Origin of the sequence: Pseudomonas sp. MF6755 (genome assembly GCF_016405635.1) — a bacterium.
GTDB classification, from domain to species: domain Bacteria; phylum Pseudomonadota; class Gammaproteobacteria; order Pseudomonadales; family Pseudomonadaceae; genus Aquipseudomonas; species Aquipseudomonas haemolytica.
On the sequence record NZ_JAEKDA010000025.1, the window covers coordinates 55,028 to 72,305 of the forward strand.

Annotated in this window: 15 protein-coding genes; 4 read left to right on the forward strand and 11 right to left on the reverse strand. The window is 58.2% G+C overall.

Annotated features, from left to right (window positions below):
* Nucleotide 1: 1 nt before the first annotated feature.
* The 7 genes from greA to grpE form a co-directional block, all read right to left on the reverse strand.
* The gene (gene greA / locus JFT66_RS26845) at nucleotides 2–478 is read right to left on the reverse strand and encodes a transcription elongation factor GreA (protein WP_034117846.1); all 477 of its coding nucleotides are present in this window, start codon (nucleotides 476–478) and stop codon (nucleotides 2–4) included.
* A complete protein-coding gene (gene carB, locus JFT66_RS26850) occupies nucleotides 475–3,696 on the reverse strand; it encodes a carbamoyl-phosphate synthase large subunit (protein ID WP_034117845.1) in 3,222 nt (1,073 codons plus the stop codon). The genes greA and carB overlap by 4 nt, the downstream gene beginning before the upstream one ends.
* Nucleotides 3,697–3,799: 103 nt before the next feature.
* Entirely contained in the window at nucleotides 3,800–4,936 is a 1,137-nt protein-coding gene (gene carA / locus JFT66_RS26855) for a glutamine-hydrolyzing carbamoyl-phosphate synthase small subunit (protein ID WP_034117844.1), read from the reverse strand.
* Between the two features lie 259 nt (nucleotides 4,937–5,195).
* On the reverse strand, nucleotides 5,196–6,002 hold the full coding sequence (gene dapB, locus JFT66_RS26860) for a 4-hydroxy-tetrahydrodipicolinate reductase (protein ID WP_034117843.1): 807 nt from the start codon (nucleotides 6,000–6,002) through the stop codon (nucleotides 5,196–5,198).
* A 9-nt stretch (nucleotides 6,003–6,011) separates the two neighbouring features.
* On the reverse strand, nucleotides 6,012–7,136 hold the full coding sequence (gene dnaJ, locus JFT66_RS26865) for a molecular chaperone DnaJ (protein ID WP_034117842.1): 1,125 nt from the start codon (nucleotides 7,134–7,136) through the stop codon (nucleotides 6,012–6,014).
* Nucleotides 7,137–7,453: 317 nt separating this feature from the next.
* Nucleotides 7,454–9,370 (reverse strand): molecular chaperone DnaK, encoded by a 1,917-nt coding sequence (gene dnaK, locus JFT66_RS26870; protein ID WP_153839883.1) that lies wholly within the window; start codon nucleotides 9,368–9,370, stop codon nucleotides 7,454–7,456.
* A gap of 102 nt (nucleotides 9,371–9,472) precedes the next feature.
* Nucleotides 9,473–10,033, reverse strand: coding sequence for a nucleotide exchange factor GrpE (gene grpE / locus JFT66_RS26875; protein WP_034117840.1), 561 nt, complete (start codon nucleotides 10,031–10,033; stop codon nucleotides 9,473–9,475).
* A 254-nt stretch (nucleotides 10,034–10,287) separates the two neighbouring features.
* On the opposite strand from grpE, the gene recN reads away from it, so the two are divergent.
* Nucleotides 10,288–11,961, forward strand: a complete 1,674-nt coding sequence (recN, locus tag JFT66_RS26880) for a DNA repair protein RecN (protein ID WP_198860477.1) — start codon at nucleotides 10,288–10,290, stop codon at nucleotides 11,959–11,961.
* A gap of 84 nt (nucleotides 11,962–12,045) precedes the next feature.
* Here the strand turns inward: recN and fur are convergent, their stop codons facing one another.
* Nucleotides 12,046–12,450 carry a ferric iron uptake transcriptional regulator gene (gene fur, locus JFT66_RS26885; protein ID WP_003194220.1) on the reverse strand — a complete coding sequence of 135 codons (405 nt, stop codon included), beginning with the start codon at nucleotides 12,448–12,450 and terminating at the stop codon, nucleotides 12,046–12,048.
* Nucleotides 12,451–12,548: 98 nt separating this feature from the next.
* Between fur and JFT66_RS26890 the strand changes: the two genes are divergently transcribed.
* Nucleotides 12,549–13,076, forward strand: coding sequence for an outer membrane protein assembly factor BamE (locus tag JFT66_RS26890; RefSeq protein ID WP_034117838.1), 528 nt, complete (start codon nucleotides 12,549–12,551; stop codon nucleotides 13,074–13,076).
* Nucleotides 13,077–13,140: 64 nt separating this feature from the next.
* Here the strand turns inward: JFT66_RS26890 and JFT66_RS26895 are convergent, their stop codons facing one another.
* On the reverse strand, nucleotides 13,141–13,443 hold the full coding sequence (locus JFT66_RS26895; protein WP_034117837.1) for an RnfH family protein: 303 nt from the start codon (nucleotides 13,441–13,443) through the stop codon (nucleotides 13,141–13,143).
* Nucleotides 13,436–13,870 carry a type II toxin-antitoxin system RatA family toxin gene (locus JFT66_RS26900; RefSeq protein ID WP_005791512.1) on the reverse strand — a complete coding sequence of 145 codons (435 nt, stop codon included), beginning with the start codon at nucleotides 13,868–13,870 and terminating at the stop codon, nucleotides 13,436–13,438. The genes JFT66_RS26895 and JFT66_RS26900 overlap by 8 nt, the downstream gene beginning before the upstream one ends.
* A 168-nt stretch (nucleotides 13,871–14,038) precedes the next feature.
* On the opposite strand from JFT66_RS26900, the gene smpB reads away from it, so the two are divergent.
* A complete protein-coding gene (gene smpB / locus JFT66_RS26905; protein ID WP_003235073.1) occupies nucleotides 14,039–14,521 on the forward strand; it encodes an SsrA-binding protein SmpB in 483 nt (160 codons plus the stop codon).
* Between the two features lie 38 nt (nucleotides 14,522–14,559).
* Here smpB and JFT66_RS26910 read toward each other — a convergent pair whose 3' ends face one another.
* Complete coding sequence (locus JFT66_RS26910; protein WP_034117836.1) at nucleotides 14,560–15,327, reverse strand: GntR family transcriptional regulator; 768 nt, start codon at nucleotides 15,325–15,327, stop codon at nucleotides 14,560–14,562.
* Between the two features lie 250 nt (nucleotides 15,328–15,577).
* On the opposite strand from JFT66_RS26910, the gene JFT66_RS26915 reads away from it, so the two are divergent.
* Nucleotides 15,578–17,272, forward strand: a complete 1,695-nt coding sequence (locus JFT66_RS26915; protein ID WP_034117835.1) for a lactate permease LctP family transporter — start codon at nucleotides 15,578–15,580, stop codon at nucleotides 17,270–17,272.
* Nucleotides 17,273–17,278: the final 6 nt, after the last annotated feature.

Sequence of the window (17,278 nt, forward strand, 5' to 3'; positions counted from 1 at the left end):
TTCAGACGTGGCGAACTTCAACGATCTCGTACTCGATCACGCCACCCGGCGTCTTGACGGAAACCACATCACCCTCCTCCTTGGCAATCAAGGCGCGGGCGAGTGGCGAGCCGACAGAGATTTTGCCGAGTTTGAAGTCAGCTTCATCTTCACCCACGATGTGATAAACAACACGCTCATCGGTCTCGACGTTGGCGATTTCCACAGTAGTACCGAAAATCACTTTGCCGGTATGCGGGATGGTCGTGACGTCGATGATCACCGCATTCTGCATGCGGCCCTCAATGTCACGAATCCGCGCCTCAACCATACCCTGCTGTTCACGAGCAGCATGGTATTCAGCGTTCTCCTTCAAGTCACCCAGCTCGCGGGCCGTACCGATGTCCTGGCTCAGCTTTGGACGTACAACCTTGGTCAGATGGGCGTGTTCCTCTTCCAGGGCCTTGGCGCCCTGGACGGTCATTGGGTATTTGGTCATGCCTTCAATCCTGCGTGTAGATCCTGCAAGCGACGCACGGTCTTTTCCGGACCGAACTTGAGCGCTTCGCAGATGGCTTCGCCAGCAGCAATAGTGGTGGTGCAGTAGATCTTGTGCTGCAAGGCATTACGACGAATGGAGTAGGAATCCGCGATCGACTGACGACCTTCGGTGGTGTTGATGATCAGGGTAACTTCGTCATTCTTGATCATGTCGACCACGTGCGGACGGCCTTCCGTCACCTTGTTCACGCGACGTACTTTCAGGCCGGCAGCTTCGATCAGCTTGGCGGTCCCGGCAGTAGCCACGACTTCAAAGCCCAAGTTGATCAGATCACGGGCAACCCCTGCAACCAGTGGCTTGTCGTCATCACGCACACTGATAAATGCGGTACCGCCGGTCGGCAGCACTTCGCTGGCCCCCATCTGGGCCTTGGCGAACGCTTCACCGAAGGTATCGCCTACGCCCATCACTTCACCGGTGGACTTCATCTCTGGGCCCAGGATCGGGTCAACGCCAGGGAACTTGGCGAATGGGAACACCGCCTCTTTCACGCTGTAGAAGTTCGGAATGATTTCCTTGGTGAAGCCGATTTCCTTCAGGGTCTTACCGGCCATCACGCGAGCGGCGATCATGGCCAGGGAGACACCGATGCACTTGGAAACAAACGGCACGGTACGCGAAGCGCGCGGGTTGACTTCGATGACGTAGATGTCTTCGCCTTGCAGCGCCAACTGTACGTTCATCAGGCCAACCACACCCAGTTCCAGGGCCATTTTCTTGACCTGTTCACGCATCTCGTCCTGGATGTGCGCCGGCAGCGAGTACGGCGGCAGCGAGCACGCAGAGTCACCAGAGTGAACGCCCGCTTGTTCGATGTGCTGCATGATCGCGCCGATCACCACGTCGGTACCGTCGCACACCGCGTCCACGTCCATTTCGATGGCGCAGTTGAGGAAGTGGTCCAGCAGCACCGGGCTGTCGTTGGACACTTTCACTGCATCACGCAGGTAGCGCTTGAGTTCTTCTTCTTCGTAGACGATCTCCATCGCCCGGCCGCCCAGTACGTAGGACGGACGCACCACCAGCGGGTAGCCGATCTTGCTGGCCGCACGGATGGCTTCGTCTTCGCTGCGCACAGTGGCGTTTGGCGGCTGACGCAGGTTCAGGCGCTCAACCATTTGCTGGAAGCGCTCACGGTCTTCAGCACGGTCGATGGCATCAGGGCTGGTACCGATGATCGGCACGCCAGCCTCTTCCAGGGCACGCGCCAATTTCAGCGGGGTCTGGCCGCCGTACTGGACGATCACGCCTTTAGGCTTCTCGACCCGGCAGATTTCCAGCACGTCTTCCAGGGTCACTGGCTCGAAGTACAGGCGATCGGAGGTGTCGTAGTCTGTGGAAACGGTTTCCGGGTTGCAGTTGACCATGATGGTCTCGTAACCGTCTTCGCGCAGGGCCAGTGCCGCGTGTACGCAGCAGTAGTCGAACTCGATGCCTTGGCCGATACGGTTTGGACCGCCGCCGAGGATGATGATCTTGTCGCGACCCGAAGGCGCGGCTTCGCACTCTTCCTCGTAAGTCGAGTACATGTACGCGGTGTCGGTGGCGAACTCGGCCGCGCAGGTGTCAACGCGCTTGTAGACCGGGAAGATCTCCAGCTTGTGACGGTGGCGACGCAGCGCTTTCTCTGTCACGCCCAGCAGCTTGGCCAGACGCATGTCGGAGAAGCCTTTGCGCTTGAGCTTGAACATCAGGTCGCGATCGATGCTGGCCAGACCCAGGGTCTTAACTTTCTCTTCTTCCTTGATCAGATCTTCGATCTGCACCAGGAACCACGGGTCGATCATGTTCATGCCGAAGATATCTTCGACCGACAGACCGGCGCGGAAGGCGTCCGCCACGTACCAGATGCGCTCGGCGCCCGGCACGGTCAGTTCGCGCTTAAGGATGCTCATGCTTTCCGGATTGCTCAGGTCGAGCTTCTCGTCCAGGCCGCAAACGCCCACTTCCAGGCCGCGCAAAGCTTTCTGCAGGGATTCCTGGAAAGTCCGGCCGATGGCCATGACTTCACCGACCGACTTCATTTGAGTGGTCAGGCGCGCGTCGGCTTTCGGGAATTTCTCGAAAGCGAAACGTGGCAGCTTGGTCACGACGTAATCGATCGACGGCTCGAAGGACGCAGGAGTAGCGCCGCCGGTGATTTCGTTCTGCAGCTCGTCCAGGGTATAGCCGATCGCCAGCTTGGCAGCGATACGCGCAATCGGGAAACCAGTGGCTTTCGAGGCCAGGGCCGATGAACGGGATACCCGCGGGTTCATCTCAATGACGACCATGCGACCAGTGTCCGGGCAGATGCCGAACTGGACGTTGGAGCCGCCGGTTTCCACGCCGATCTCGCGCAGCACCGCCAAGGAGGCGTTACGCATGATCTGGTATTCCTTGTCCGTCAGGGTTTGCGCCGGCGCAACAGTGATCGAGTCACCGGTGTGCACGCCCATCGGGTCAAAGTTTTCAATGGAGCAGACGATGATGCAGTTGTCCTTCTTATCGCGGACAACCTCCATCTCGTACTCTTTCCAGCCGATCAGGGATTCGTCGATCAGCAGCTCTTTGGTCGGCGACAGGTCCAGACCACGGGCGCAGATTTCCTCGAACTCTTCACGGTTGTAAGCGATACCGCCGCCGGTGCCACCCATGGTGAAGGACGGACGGATGATGCACGGGAAGCCGAGCTTCTCGAGCACTGCGTTGGCTTCTTCCATGCTGTGGGCGATGCCCGAGCGCGGGCAGTCCAGGCCGATGGACTTCATCGCCTTGTCAAAGCGCGAACGATCTTCCGCCTTGTCGATGGTATCGGCATTGGCGCCGATCATTTCTACGCCGAATTTCTCCAGGACGCCTTCGCGCTCCAGGTCCAGGGCGCAGTTCAGCGCGGTCTGGCCACCCATGGTTGGCAGCAGCGCGTCCGGACGCTCTTTCTCGATGATCTTGGCAACGGTCTGCCACTTGATCGGCTCGATGTAGGTGGCGTCGGCCATGTCCGGGTCGGTCATGATGGTCGCTGGGTTGGAGTTCACCAGGATGACGCGGTAGCCCTCCTCGCGCAGGGCTTTGCAGGCCTGGGCGCCGGAGTAGTCGAATTCGCAGGCCTGGCCGATCACGATCGGGCCAGCGCCGAGAATCAGGATGCTTTTTATGTCTGTACGTTTTGGCATGGGTTTGTCACTCAAATCCGCAGGTCAGTCGGCAAGCCGTCTTGAACACTCTTTGAAGAGCCTGCGGGGGCCACCGAGTCGGGGCCGCCCGCAGGCCGCTCAGTCAGCGTCGCTTGGCCATCTCATTGATGAAACGGTCGAACAGCGGCGCTACGTCGTTCGGGCCCGGGCTGGCTTCAGGGTGGCCCTGGAAGCTGAACGCGCTCTTGTCGGTGCGCTCGATACCCTGCAGGGAACCGTCGAACAGCGACTTGTGAATGGCGCGCACGTTGCTCGGCAAGGTGGCTTCATCTACCGCAAAACCGTGGTTCTGGCTGGTGATCATCACAACGCCGGTGTCCAGGTCTTGCACGGGGTGGTTGGCACCGTGATGGCCGTGACCCATTTTCAGGGTCTTGGCGCCGGAGGCCAGGGCCAGCAGTTGGTGGCCGAGGCAGATGCCGAATACCGGAATCTCGGTTTCCAGCACGTCCTTGATGGCCTGGATGGCGTAGTCGCAAGGCTCAGGGTCACCCGGGCCGTTGGACAGGAACACGCCATCCGGCTGCAGGGCGAGCACATCGCTGGCCGGGGTTTGCGCCGGCACTACGGTGACACGGCAACCGCGCTCGACCAGCATGCGCAGGATGTTGTACTTCACGCCGTAGTCGTAGGCGACCACGTGGTAAGGCAACTCGGCAGCATCGATGGTCGCATGGCTGTCCGTCTTCAAATCCCAGACCGTGGAACGCCATTCGTACTTCTCTTTGACACTGACCACTTTCGCCAGGTCCATGCCCTTCAGGCCAGGAAAGCCTTGCGCTGCGGCAATCGCGGCATCTTCGGAAATATTGTCACCGACCATGATGCAGCCGTTCTGCGAGCCCTTCTCACGCAGGATGCGCGTCAGGCGGCGCGTATCGATACCGGCGATCGCCACAACATTGTTGGCTTTCAGGTAATCGGACAGCGACATCGTGTTACGCCAGTTGCTCGCAACCAGTGGCAGGTCACGAATCACCAGACCTGCCGACCAGACACGATCAGACTCGACGTCTTCCGGTGTAGTACCGGTGTTGCCGATGTGCGGATAGGTCAGGGTAACGATCTGCTGGGCGTAGGAAGGATCGGTAAGGATTTCCTGATAGCCGGTCATGGCAGTGTTAAACACCACCTCTCCAACGGTTTGACCGTCGGCTCCAATGGCTTCGCCGCGAAAAATGCTGCCATCAGCAAGGGCGAGTATGGCTGGCTTAGTCAAGAAGACCTCCCGTAAATAAAGCCTGAAAGGGCGATCGCAGGTTGTAAAAAAGCGGAGTGACGTATGGACACGTCACCCCGCTTCTTCACCGAATTATTCTGCGCGCTTTTAGTGGACACACTAAAGCTGTAGCTTACAGAAAAAGGCTTTTTTGGTCCACCGCTAATGAGCCTTAAAGGCAGGGGAATGCGACAGGACGTCGCTTAGCGGGTAAAAACGGGGCCTCAGGATAATCCTGAGGCCCCGTTTTAGCTACTGATTAGTGCAGATCCAGCACGTCGCGCATGTCATACAGGCCCGACTCGCGACCCTCCAGCCAAAGCGCAGCACGCACCGCACCCTTGGCGAACGTCATGCGGCTTGAGGCTTTATGCGTGATCTCCAGGCGCTCGCCTTCGGTAGCGAACAGCACAGTGTGATCACCGACCACATCACCGCCGCGCACGGTCGCGAAGCCAATGGTGTCGCGCGCACGCTCACCGGTATGGCCTTCACGCCCGTATACAGCCACTTTCGACAGATCGCGACCCAGCGCATCAGCGATAGCCTCGCCCATCCGTAGCGCAGTGCCCGAGGGCGCATCAATCTTATGACGGTGATGAGTCTCGATAATCTCGATATCCGCTTCATCACCGAGCACGCGCGCCGCCAGGTCCAGCAACTTCAGCGACAGGTTCACGCCAACACTGAAGTTGGCAGCAAAGACGATAGGAATATCCTTGCCCGCCTCCACCAGCAACTGCTTCTGCTCAGCGTTCAAGCCCGTGGTGCCAATCACCATGGCCTTGCCCGCCTTACGGCAGAACGCCAGGTTTTTCAGCATCACCTCGGGCAGGGTGAAGTCGATCAGCACATCGAACTCGTCAACCACCCGCTCAAGATTACCCGACAACGAAACACCGATGCGCCCCAACGAAGCCAGCTCACCCGCGTCTGCACCAATCAACGTGCTACCCGGGCGAACAATCGCCGCCGTCAGCCCGGAGGCAGGCGAGCGCTGCTGCACCGCCTCGACCAGCGTCTTGCCCATACGCCCGGCAGCACCCATTACGGCTATACGTCGCATACCCACTCCTTACAGGTCGCCGAAAAAGCGCTTCACGCCATCGAAGAAACCTGTGGTTTTCGGCGAATGGGAGTCATCGCCCTCCAGCGAGCTGCGGAACTCCTCAAGCAGTTCACGCTGACGACGGCCCAGGTTTACCGGGGTTTCCACCGCCACACGGCACATCAAGTCACCCGCACCACCACCGCGCACCGGCGCAACGCCTTTGCCACGAATGCGGAACTGCTTGCCGGTTTGAGTCCCCTCAGGAATCTTGAGTTTGACTCGACCATCAAGCGTCGGAATCTCCAACTCACCACCCAATGCAGCGTCGACAAAGCTGATCGGCACTTCGCAGAACAGATGCTTGCCATCGCGCTGGAAGATCGAGTGCTCGCGCACATTGATCACCACATAGAGGTCGCCAGTCGGACCACCCTGAGTCCCTGCCTCGCCTTCGCCCGACAGGCGAATACGATCACCGGTATCCACACCCGCCGGCACTTTCACCGAGAGCGTCTTGTACTCTTCGACGCGGCCTTCGCCCTGGCAGGAGTCGCACGGATCGGAAATGATCTTGCCCTGGCCATGGCAACGCGGGCAGGTCTGCTGCACCGAGAAGAAGCCTTGCTGCATGCGCACCTGCCCAATACCACCACAGGTCGGGCACGTAATCGGCGATGAGCCTTTCTTCGCACCCGAACCGTCGCACGGCTTGCAATTAACCAGCGTCGGCACACGAATATTGACGCTGGTGCCGCGCACGGCCTCTTCCAGGTTCAACTCCAGGGTGTAACGCAGGTCACTGCCACGCTGGGCACCGCCACGCTGTCCACCACGGCCACCGCCGAAGAAGTCGCTGAACACGTCGCCGAAAATATCGGAGAAGTTCTGACCACCAAAACCAGCACCGCCGCCACCCATGCTCGGGTCGACACCGGCATGGCCATACTGATCGTAGGCCGCACGCTTGTTAGGGTCACACAGGCATTCGTAGGCCTCGTTGGCCTCTTTGAACATTTCTTCGGATTCTTTGTTATCCGGATTACGGTCCGGGTGGTGCTTCATCGCCAGGCGACGGTAGGCCTTTTTCAGGTCCGCCTCGCTGGCCCCGCGCTCCACACCCAATACTTCGTAATAGTCACGCTTTGCCATAAGTCTTTGCACTCTTAAGGACGTTCGGCCTGGCCCTCCTGAACCCTGCCAAACTCGTTGAGCCCCAATACAGGCCCGGACCCAACTCACGTCAATTCAACGATCCTGGTCATTACTGCTTTTAGCCAGGGACCCGGCCAAAAACGCGGTGACTGTCATTCGGAAAGCAGGAGCATTCCCGATCACACCGCCAGCATCCGAGCGTTGTCGCATGCTGTAAAAATTCGCATACCCCAGACACGCCAACGCGGGAGCAAGCTCCCGCGCGGCGACATCCTACCAGTCACCGCTTGTTAGCGGTCAACCGGCCAAGCAGATTACTTCTGCTCTTTGACTTCTTCGAACTCGGCATCGACAACATCGTCGTGCTTGGCTTCAGGCTCTGCTTGTTGCGCAGCACCGTCAGCCGGCTGACCTTGCTCGGCATACATTTTCTGAGCGACCGGCGCGGAGACTTTCGACAACTCCTCAACCTTGGCTTCGATGGCAGCCTTGTCGTCGCCCTTGATGGCGGCTTCCAGGGCAACCACTGCCGCTTCGATTGCGGTTTTCTCTTCAGCAGTCACTTTGTCGCCAGCATCAGCGATCATCTTGCGAGTCGAGTGAACCAGCGCGTCACCCTGGTTACGGGCACCTGCCAGCTCTTCGAACTTCTTGTCGGCTTCAGCATTGGTTTCAGCATCACGGATCATCTGTTGAATTTCTTCATCAGACAGGCCGGAGTTGGCCTTGATGGTGATCTTCTGCTCTTTGCCGGTAGCCTTGTCTTTCGCGCCGACGTGCAGGATGCCGTTGGCGTCGATGTCGAAGGTCACTTCGATTTGTGGCACGCCACGTGGTGCTGGTGGAATCTCAGCCAGGTCGAACTTGCCCAGGGACTTGTTCTGTGCGGCTTGCTTACGCTCACCTTGCAGCACGTGAATGGTCACAGCACCCTGGTTGTCATCGGCAGTCGAGAACACTTGGGATTTCTTGGTAGGAATCGTCGTGTTTTTCTCGATCAGCGCAGTCATCACGCCGCCCATGGTTTCGATACCCAGGGTCAGCGGGCTTACGTCCAGCAGCAGCACGTCTTTCACGTCGCCGGCCAATACAGCGCCCTGAATGGCAGCACCCATGGCAACCGCTTCGTCCGGGTTCACGTCTTTACGTGCTTCTTTGCCGAAGAACTCGGTCACCAGCTTCTGAACCAGCGGCATACGGGTCTGGCCGCCGACCAGGATCACGTCATTGATCGAGCCAACGTCAATACCGGAGTCTTTCAGCGCGATACGGCAAGGCTCGATGGTGCGTTGAACCAGGTCTTCAACCAGCGCTTCCAGCTTGGAGCGCGAGATCTTCACGTTCAAGTGCTTAGGACCGGTGGCGTCTGCAGTGATGTACGGCAGGTTGACGTCGGTCGACTGAGCGGAAGACAGCTCGATCTTGGCTTTCTCAGCGGCCTCTTTCAGGCGCTGCATGGCCAGCGGGTCACCTTTGAGGTTCATGCCGCTTTCTTTCTTGAATTCGTCAACGAGATAGTCGATCAGACGAATGTCAAAGTCCTCACCACCCAGGAAGGTGTCACCGTTGGTAGCCAACACTTCAAACTGATGCTCGCCATCAACTTCAGCGATCTCGATCACGGAGACGTCAAAAGTACCGCCGCCCAGGTCATAAACGATCACAGTGTGGTCGCCCTTGGCCTTGTCCATGCCGTAGGCCAGAGCAGCTGCGGTTGGCTCGTTGATGATACGTTTTACATCCAGGCCCGCGATGCGACCGGCGTCTTTGGTGGCCTGGCGCTGGCTGTCGTTGAAGTAGGCCGGAACGGTGATCACCGCTTCAGTCACTGCTTCACCGAGGTAGTCTTCGGCGGTTTTCTTCATCTTTTTCAAGATTTCAGCCGAGATTTGCGGTGGCGACATTTTCTGGCCGTTTACTTCAACCCAGGCGTCACCGTTGTCGGCCTTGGCAATTTTGTAAGGGACCATCTTGATGTCTTTCTGTACGACTTCTTCGTCGAACTTACGACCGATCAGACGCTTTACTGCGTACAGGGTGTTATGCGGGTTGGTTACCGCCTGGCGCTTGGCCGACTGACCGACGAGGATTTCACCGTCGTTGGCGTAAGCGATGATCGACGGAGTGGTGCGTGCGCCTTCAGCGTTTTCGATAACTTTTGCAACGCCGTTTTCCAGCACGGAGACGCAGGAGTTGGTGGTCCCCAGGTCAATACCGATAATTTTGCCCATGATTTACTCTCCCGAAACTTGAATTTGGTTGCCGCAGCAGTTGTGGCTAACTGCGGTAGCACTTAAACGCTTGACTTATAGATGGGGGCCTTGCGGCGGATTTCAAGCCTGCTCATCAATAGAAGGTGCAACAGGTGCAGGAGCCTTGCTCACCACCACCATTGCCGGGCGCATCAAGCGACCGTTTAGCTGATAACCCTTCTGGAATACCTTCATCACACTGTTGGGCTCCAGGTCATGGCTTTCCTGCATGGCCATGGCTTGGTGATGCTCAGCGTTGAACGGCTCGCCGCCTTGCGGATCGATCGCTTCCAACTGATAACGCTTCAGGGTGTCCTGGAACATTTTCAGGGTCAGCTCGATGCCTTCGCGCATTGGGCGGATGTTTTCGTCGTCCGGATTGGACAACTCAAGACCACGCTCCAGGCTGTCGATGATCGGCAGCAGATCACCGGCGAATTTTTCCAGCGCGAATTTGTGAGCCTTTTCTACGTCCTGCTCGGCACGGCGGCGGACGTTCTGCAGATCCGCGGCAACACGCAAAGACTGATCCTGCGCAGCGGACAATTGCTCTTCAAGCACTTGCACGCGAGTCGCCAGCTCATCACCGGCAGCCGAATTGGCGTCTGGAGTTTGCGTATCCTGCGTCTGTTCGTCAGCCATAGATTTCTCCTTTCAAAATCATGCGCGAACTCAACTCGCGCTTCTGTTCCGGTATATGGGGCCACAATTTCCAGGTTCAAGGGCGCAGGCGTTACCAAAAGTCTTTCATATGCCCTGGATCATTTCCTGCACCCTCATTCCGCTTCGAGCTAAAAAAAACTACAGATCAAGCAAATCGAGCTAAGCACCAGGATTGTCAGCTCGGAACAAAACACTGTATAAATAACCAGACCTAAAGCCTGGGAGCGGCCTTCATGCTCGTGCACCTGTCTGTACACAACTACGCCATCGTTGAACATCTGGATCTCGAACTGGATCGCGGGATGAGCGTAATCACAGGCGAGACCGGCGCCGGCAAGTCGATCATGCTCGACGCGCTCGGCCTGACCCTCGGCGACCGCGCCGACAGCGGCGTGGTACGCCCCGGGGCCGACAAAGCCGACATCCTGGCCACCTTCGACCTCGCGGATATTCCCGAAGCCGAGACATGGCTGGCCGAGCGCGACCTCAATAATGAAGGCCCCTGCATTCTGCGCCGGGTAATCACTGCCGAGGGCCGCTCGCGCGGCTATATCAACGGCACGCCCTGCCCCCTTGGTGACTTGAAAGCCTTGGGCGAGCTGCTGATTGATATCCACAGCCAGCATGAACACCAATCCCTGCTGAAAACCGATACTCACCGCCGCCTGCTCGATGAATATGCCGGCGCCACCGACCTTGCCCGTCAAGTCCAACTGGCCGCCCAACGCTGGCGCCAGACGCGCCAGGAGCTTGAACGCCTCTCCAACTCAGGCGACGAACAACGCGCTCGTCACCAGTTGCTCAGCTATCAACTCGAAGAGCTTGAAAGCCTGGGCCTGGGCGAGACGGAGCTGGAGCAGCTTGAGCAGGAACACAAGAACCTGACCAATGCCGAGACTCTGCTGGGCATCTGCCGCCAGGTGGTCGAACAATGCAGCGAGAGCGATTCTGGCAATGTGCTCAACGCCCTTACCGCCAGCCTCAATCGCCTGTCCAGCGTGAACAACGCTTCCGGCTCGCTGAATGAAGCCACCACCCTGTTGACCAGTGCACAGATCCAGGTTGAGGAAGCCGTGGGCGAATTGAATCGCTTCCTGGACCACTTCGACGCCGATCCGGCACGCCTGCAGGAAATAGAAGAGCGCTTGGACACTATCTACACCCTGGCGCGCAAGCATCGAATCCAGCCCACTGAAGTCGCCGCCATGCAGCAGAAACTGCTGGATGAAATCGAGACACTGAACGCAAACGACGAATCCATCGAGCGCCTGGGCGAGGAACTCGCCTCGTTTGCCCGCCATTATCAGGAGAAGGCCCGCGAGCTGAGCGACCTGCGCCAGCAAGCAGCCACCGGCCTGGCCAACGCCGTCGAGCAGGAAATCCAGCGCCTGGGCATGCCTGGCGGGCGTTTCACCATCGAGCTACGCGCCAACGCCAGCCAGGAGCTGCAACCCCATGGGCTGGAGCAAGTGGAACTGCTGGTCAGCGCCAACCCTGGGCAACCGCTCAAGGCGCTGGCCAAAGTGGCATCCGGCGGCGAGTTGTCGCGGATCAGCCTGGCGATCCAGGTGATTACCGCTCAGACCTCGCGAGTACCAACGCTGGTATTCGACGAGGTAGACGTCGGCATTGGCGGGCCGACCGCAGAGATTGTTGGCCAGTTATTGCGCCGCCTTGGGGATCGCGGCCAGGTGCTGACGGTGACTCACTTGCCGCAAGTAGCAGCCCAGGGTCATCAGCATTTATTTGTGCATAAGGTGCGAGGGAGTGACGCGACGCACACGGCCGTCTCCAAGCTGAACAAATCGGAACGGGTAGAAGAGGTCGCGCGGATGCTGGGCGGTATCGACTTGACCAAGGAGTCCCTGGCTCACGCGAAAAAAATGGTCGTGGCCGCGAAGGCCTGAACTGATATTTCCATCTTATAGAAAGCACGAAGGCGACCCTAAGGTCGCCTTCAATCGTTTCGCAGAGCAAAACTGCGTCGATTTTTACTTTTTCTTACGGATGTACAACACCAGATTATGGTCGACCAAATCGAATCCATGCTCCTCAGCAATCTTATGCTGCAGCGCCTCGATTTCAGGGCTGGTGAACTCGATTACCTCATTGGTATCCAGGTCAACCATGTGGTCATGGTGACCACCGTCAGCCAATTCAAATACTGCATGACCGCCGTCGAAATTATGACGAACCACCAGTCCTGCGGCTTCAAACTGGGTCAGTACACGGTAAACCGTGGCCAGGCCGACGTCCTCGTTAGACTCCATCAGCGCCTTGTAGACATCCTCGGCACTCATGTGGCGCTGCTCAGCAGAATCGAGCATTTGTAGAATCTTGACTCGTGGCAGAGTCACCTTGAGACCGGCTTTGCGTAGTTCGCTATTTTCAACCATGGTTAGCTTTCTCGCGGATGCTGCTTCGCAGCTTCTCTTAATACGGGTATGATCGGCGTTTACGTTGTCCCAGCCAAGATAGTGGAAGTCGCCCACCGATGCAAAACACCAAGCTCTTGCTAACCAGTTTCACCTTTGTGGGACTGCTCGCACTCGCCGGTTGTTCATTCCCCGGGGTTTACAAAATCGACATCCAGCAGGGCAATGTCGTCACGCAGGACATGATAGACCAGTTACGCCCGGGAATGACCCGACGGCAAGTACGGTTTATCATGGGCAATCCCCTGCTGACCGACACTTTCCATGCCGATCGCTGGGATTATCTCTACAGCCTCCAGCCTGGCGGCGGTGAACGCCAACAGGAGCGTGTCAGTGTCATCTTTAATGGCAGTGACCAGCTTGTCAGCCTGTCCGGTGACTTCATGCCCGGTGTAAGCCGCGATGAAGCCTTGCTGGGCAAGGACAGCGGCACCAACGTGACTGCGCCTGCGCAGGAAGCCGAGAAGCCGAAATCCGAGGTGCCGGCCAAGCCAGGCTCCTTGCTGGACCAGATCCAGAAAGACGTCGACGGCGTGCAAACTGTGCCCGTTCCGACGCCACAACCTCTGGACACCGACCCGCAGTAACTTTGCGGCGCTCCATAAAAAGCCCGGCATGCCGGGCTTTTTTGTTGCCTGTCATTTGGCCGACTTATGAATTTTTACGCCTGGCCATCGCAGCTTTAGCCGCACGCAGCCTGCGCACTTCCTTCGGATCCGCGAGCAACGGCCGGTAGATTTCAATTCGATCACCTGGCTGCACGACACGTACATCAGCGTCCGCCACCACCTTACCGAAGATCCCCAAAGGGCAGTCAGCCAACACCAACTCAGGAAATTGTGCTGCTATTCCCGATGCCAGTACCGCTGCCCTCAGGCTGGTGCCCACGGGCATCGTCACCGTAAGCAGAGCCTGGCGATCAACCGCGGCATACACCACTTCAATCTCAACCATGCAATTGCTTGGCTCGCTGACAGAACGCGTCCACCAGCGTGTTTGCGGCTTGGTTAAACAATGGCCCGAGCGTGGCACGCACGATGGGCCCGGCATAATCAAACGAAAGATCCAGGCTGATCTTGCAGGCTTTATCCGTCAGCGCCTTGAATACCCAAACCCCGTGCAACTGGGTAAATGGCCCCTCCTGCAGATTCATTTCGATGGATTTGCCAGGCACCAGCACATTGCGCGTCACGAAATGCTGGCTAAGGCCACCCTTGGCCACACCGACACTGGCAACCATGTGTTCGTCACTGCTCTCCAAGACCTCGGCAGTAGAACACCAAGGCAGGAACTCCGGGTAACGCGCCACGTCGTTGACCAGGTCATAGAGCGCCTGCGCCGGATAGGGCAACAGGGCCGAACGTTGAATATGCGTCGTCATGTGAGCGTTACTTCCACTGCTGAGCGGCAAACATCGCGAAAGAACAGCCCGATCCGCGAGAGAAAAAAACCAAAGAACTGCCTGTATTGTCCGGGATTCGTCCAACACGCTCAAGCACGCAGGTTGACCGTAGCCGACACGCTCGCAACTCCCTATAATGCCGCCCCTATGGCTAAACAAAAGAAACACCCCACAGGGACCATCGCGCAAAATAAAAAGGCGCGACACGATTACTTCATCGAACATCGGTTCGAGGCTGGTCTGGTCCTGGCCGGCTGGGAAGTAAAGAGTCTGCGTGCCAGCAAACTGCAGCTGGTCGACAGCTATGTGCTGCTCAAGGATGGCGAGGCGTGGCTGCTCGGCAGTCATATCACCCCGCTGACCACCGCGAGCACCCACGTTATTGCCGACCCGGTGCGTACCCGCAAGCTGTTGCTCAATGCCCGCGAACTGGAAAAGCTCGCCGCGGCCGTGCAGCAGAAAGGCTACGCCTGTATCTGCTTGTCCTGGTACTGGAGCAAGCACCTGGTCAAGTGCGAAATCGCATTGGGCAAGGGCAAGAAGGAATACGACAAGCGCGACACCGAACGCGAGCGCGATTCCAATCGCGAGCTGCATCGCGCCGTGCGCAACAAGGGCAAGGAAGATTAACCCTTGTGGCGATGTAGTCTCGGGCACCCCGCCCGCGGCTACATACCTTTACGCCGCTCCGCACGCGCTACGCGCTGAACCTCCTGACGCACCTCCTCCAGCACTTCCTGCACATACAGCAGGTGGCGTGTTGAGACTTCGCGTGCCTGCTCAGCCCGTCCTTCAATAATTGCCAGGTACAAATCCCGGTGCTGGCTGATCAGCATGTCGCGGGTCTCCGTGCGCTGCTGGTACATGCCGCCAATGTTGGTCACCACGTTACGTTTGAGCAGGTCGAACAAGCCCCGAATGGTATGCAGCAAAACCGCGTTATGACTGGCTTCGGCAATCGCCAAGTGAAACCTCGCATCCGCAGCACCCTCTTCCACCCGGCTCACCTCGTCGGCTCGCGCATAGCAATCCTGCAGCGCCTCAAATGCCGCCGTCAGCCGTTCACGGTCGACCTCCGTGGCACGCAACGCCGCGTAATAAGCACATGAAGCCTCAAGGGTCTGACGAAACTCCAGAAGGTCCCGCTGCGCTTCCGGATTGTTTTCCAACAAGTGCAACAGCGGATCGCTGAAGGTCGAGCCCAGGGAATCCACCACATAGTTGCCACCGCCCTGGCGACTGACCAACAACCCCTTGGCCGCCAGTTTCTGGATCGCCTCACGCAACGAAGGTCGAGACACACCGAACTGTTCAGCCAAAGCGCGCTCGGCCGGCAAGCGCTCGCCTGACTTCAACGTGCCCTCGAGGATCATGCCCTCAAGCTGCTCGACAATATCGTCAGACAAACGGCGCTGACGCACCTGATCAAACCCCATAACTCACTCTCCACGATCCCGACCACTCGCCGGGGCCTCTATTCTGGCCTATCGCCGCGCTTGCAGCACCTATCAGAACGTCTTCGATTTATCCGATCAGATCACCCGACACCGCGCCCTAAGACCAAAGTTTCGCGAGCGGCAAATTGACACACCCGTGCAATGCCTCTTAATCTAGCCAACAGCGAATGTAAATTGGTATTACCAATTATCCAAGCACACAAACAAAAACAATCAGGGGCCACCCCACATGCAAACTTGGCAACAGCTTTACAGCCCTCTCGGCAGCCTCGGCCTGTCCGCAATGGCCGCCGTTATTCCGATCGTATTCTTCTTCCTGGCCTTGGCCGTATTTCGTCTCAAAGGCCATGTGGCCGGCAGCATCACCCTGGCCCTGTCGATTCTGGTTGCCATCTTCGCTTTCCAAATGCCGGTAGACATGGCCCTGGCCGCAGCCGGTTATGGATTTGCGTACGGCCTGTGGCCCATCGCCTGGATCATCGTCGCAGCGGTATTCCTCTACAAATTGACGGTCAAGAGCGGCCAGTTCGAGATCATCCGCAGCTCCGTCTTGTCGATCACTGACGACCAACGCTTGCAGGTACTGTTGATCGGCTTCTGCTTCGGCGCCTTCCTGGAAGGCGCGGCCGGTTTCGGTGCGCCCGTGGCAATCACCGCCGCGCTGCTGGTGGGCCTGGGCTTCAACCCGCTATACGCCGCCGGGCTGTGCTTGATCGCCAATACCGCACCTGTGGCCTTCGGCGCCCTGGGCATTCCAATCATCGTCGCAGGCCAGGTCACCGGTATTGATGCATTCAAGATCGGCGCCATGACTGGCCGCCAGCTACCGCTACTGTCGCTGTTCGTGCCCTTCTGGCTAGTGTTCATGATGGACGGCCTGCGTGGTGTTCGCGAAACGTGGCCAGCAGCATTGGTGGCCGGTTTGAGCTTTGCCGTCACTCAGTATTTCACCTCCAACTTCATAGGCCCGGAACTGCCGGACATCACCTCGGCGCTCGCCAGCCTGATCGCCCTGACGCTGTTCCTGAAAGTCTGGCAACCCAAGCGCACCGCAGGCGCACAGATTGCTGGCGCCACCTCCAGCGCAGCGGTCACCTCCAGCGCCGGCGGCTTCGGCTTGCCACGCAACACAGTGGTTTCACCCTACAGCCTGGGGCAAATCTTCAAGGCCTGGTCACCGTTCCTGATCCTGACCGTGCTGGTGACCATCTGGACCCTCAAGCCCTTCAAGGCCATGTTCGCCGCGGGCGGCTCGATGTACAGCTGGGTATTCAACTTTGCGATCCCTCACCTGGATCAACTGGTGATCAAAGTCGCGCCAATCGTGACCAACCCGACCGCTATCCCGGCCGTCTTCAAGCTGGACCCGATTTCAGCCACCGGCACCGCGATTTTCTTCTCCGCACTGGTCTCGATGCTGGTACTGAGGATTGACGTCAAAACTGGTCTTACCACTTTAAAAGAAACCTTCTATGAGCTGCGTTGGCCGATCCTGTCCATCGGCATGGTGCTGGCTTTCGCCTTCGTCACCAACTACTCGGGTATGTCCTCAACCATGGCTCTGGTTCTGGCGGGCACCGGCGCAGCCTTCCCGTTCTTCTCGCCATTCCTTGGCTGGCTGGGAGTTTTCCTGACAGGCTCCGATACTTCATCCAACGCCCTGTTCAGCTCATTGCAAGCCACTACCGCCCACCAGATTGGCGTCAACGACACCTTGCTGGTAGCTGCAAATACCAGCGGCGGCGTGACCGGCAAAATGATCTCGCCGCAATCAATCGCCGTGGCCTGCGCCGCCACTGGCCTGGTTGGCAAGGAATCCGATCTTTTCCGCTTTACCCTCAAGCACAGCCTGTTTTTTGCCACCATCGTCGGGCTGATCACCTTGGCGCAGGCGTACTGGCTCACCGGTATGCTGGTGCACTGAGAGCTG

Excerpts from the sequence above, each read along its gene's own strand:
- fur (WP_003194220.1), bottom strand. The coding sequence starts at position 12,450 with ATGGTTGAAAATAGCGAACTACGCAAAGCCGGTCTCAAGGTGACTCTG.
- recN (WP_198860477.1), top strand. The coding sequence starts at position 10,288 with ATGCTCGTGCACCTGTCTGTACACAACTACGCCATCGTTGAACATCTG.
- grpE (WP_034117840.1), bottom strand. The coding sequence starts at position 10,033 with ATGGCTGACGAACAGACGCAGGATACGCAAACTCCAGACGCCAATTCG.
- JFT66_RS26910 (WP_034117836.1), bottom strand. The coding sequence starts at position 15,327 with ATGGGGTTTGATCAGGTGCGTCAGCGCCGTTTGTCTGACGATATTGTC.
- JFT66_RS26890 (WP_034117838.1), top strand. The coding sequence starts at position 12,549 with ATGCAAAACACCAAGCTCTTGCTAACCAGTTTCACCTTTGTGGGACTG.
- dnaK (WP_153839883.1), bottom strand. The coding sequence starts at position 9,370 with ATGGGCAAAATTATCGGTATTGACCTGGGGACCACCAACTCCTGCGTC.
- carB (WP_034117845.1), bottom strand. The coding sequence starts at position 3,696 with ATGCCAAAACGTACAGACATAAAAAGCATCCTGATTCTCGGCGCTGGC.
- JFT66_RS26895 (WP_034117837.1), bottom strand. The coding sequence starts at position 13,443 with ATGGTTGAGATTGAAGTGGTGTATGCCGCGGTTGATCGCCAGGCTCTG.
- dapB (WP_034117843.1), bottom strand. The coding sequence starts at position 6,002 with ATGCGACGTATAGCCGTAATGGGTGCTGCCGGGCGTATGGGCAAGACG.
- smpB (WP_003235073.1), top strand. The coding sequence starts at position 14,039 with ATGGCTAAACAAAAGAAACACCCCACAGGGACCATCGCGCAAAATAAA.
- JFT66_RS26900 (WP_005791512.1), bottom strand. The coding sequence starts at position 13,870 with ATGACGACGCATATTCAACGTTCGGCCCTGTTGCCCTATCCGGCGCAG.
- dnaJ (WP_034117842.1), bottom strand. The coding sequence starts at position 7,136 with ATGGCAAAGCGTGACTATTACGAAGTATTGGGTGTGGAGCGCGGGGCC.
- JFT66_RS26915 (WP_034117835.1), top strand. The coding sequence starts at position 15,578 with ATGCAAACTTGGCAACAGCTTTACAGCCCTCTCGGCAGCCTCGGCCTG.
- greA (WP_034117846.1), bottom strand. The coding sequence starts at position 478 with ATGACCAAATACCCAATGACCGTCCAGGGCGCCAAGGCCCTGGAAGAG.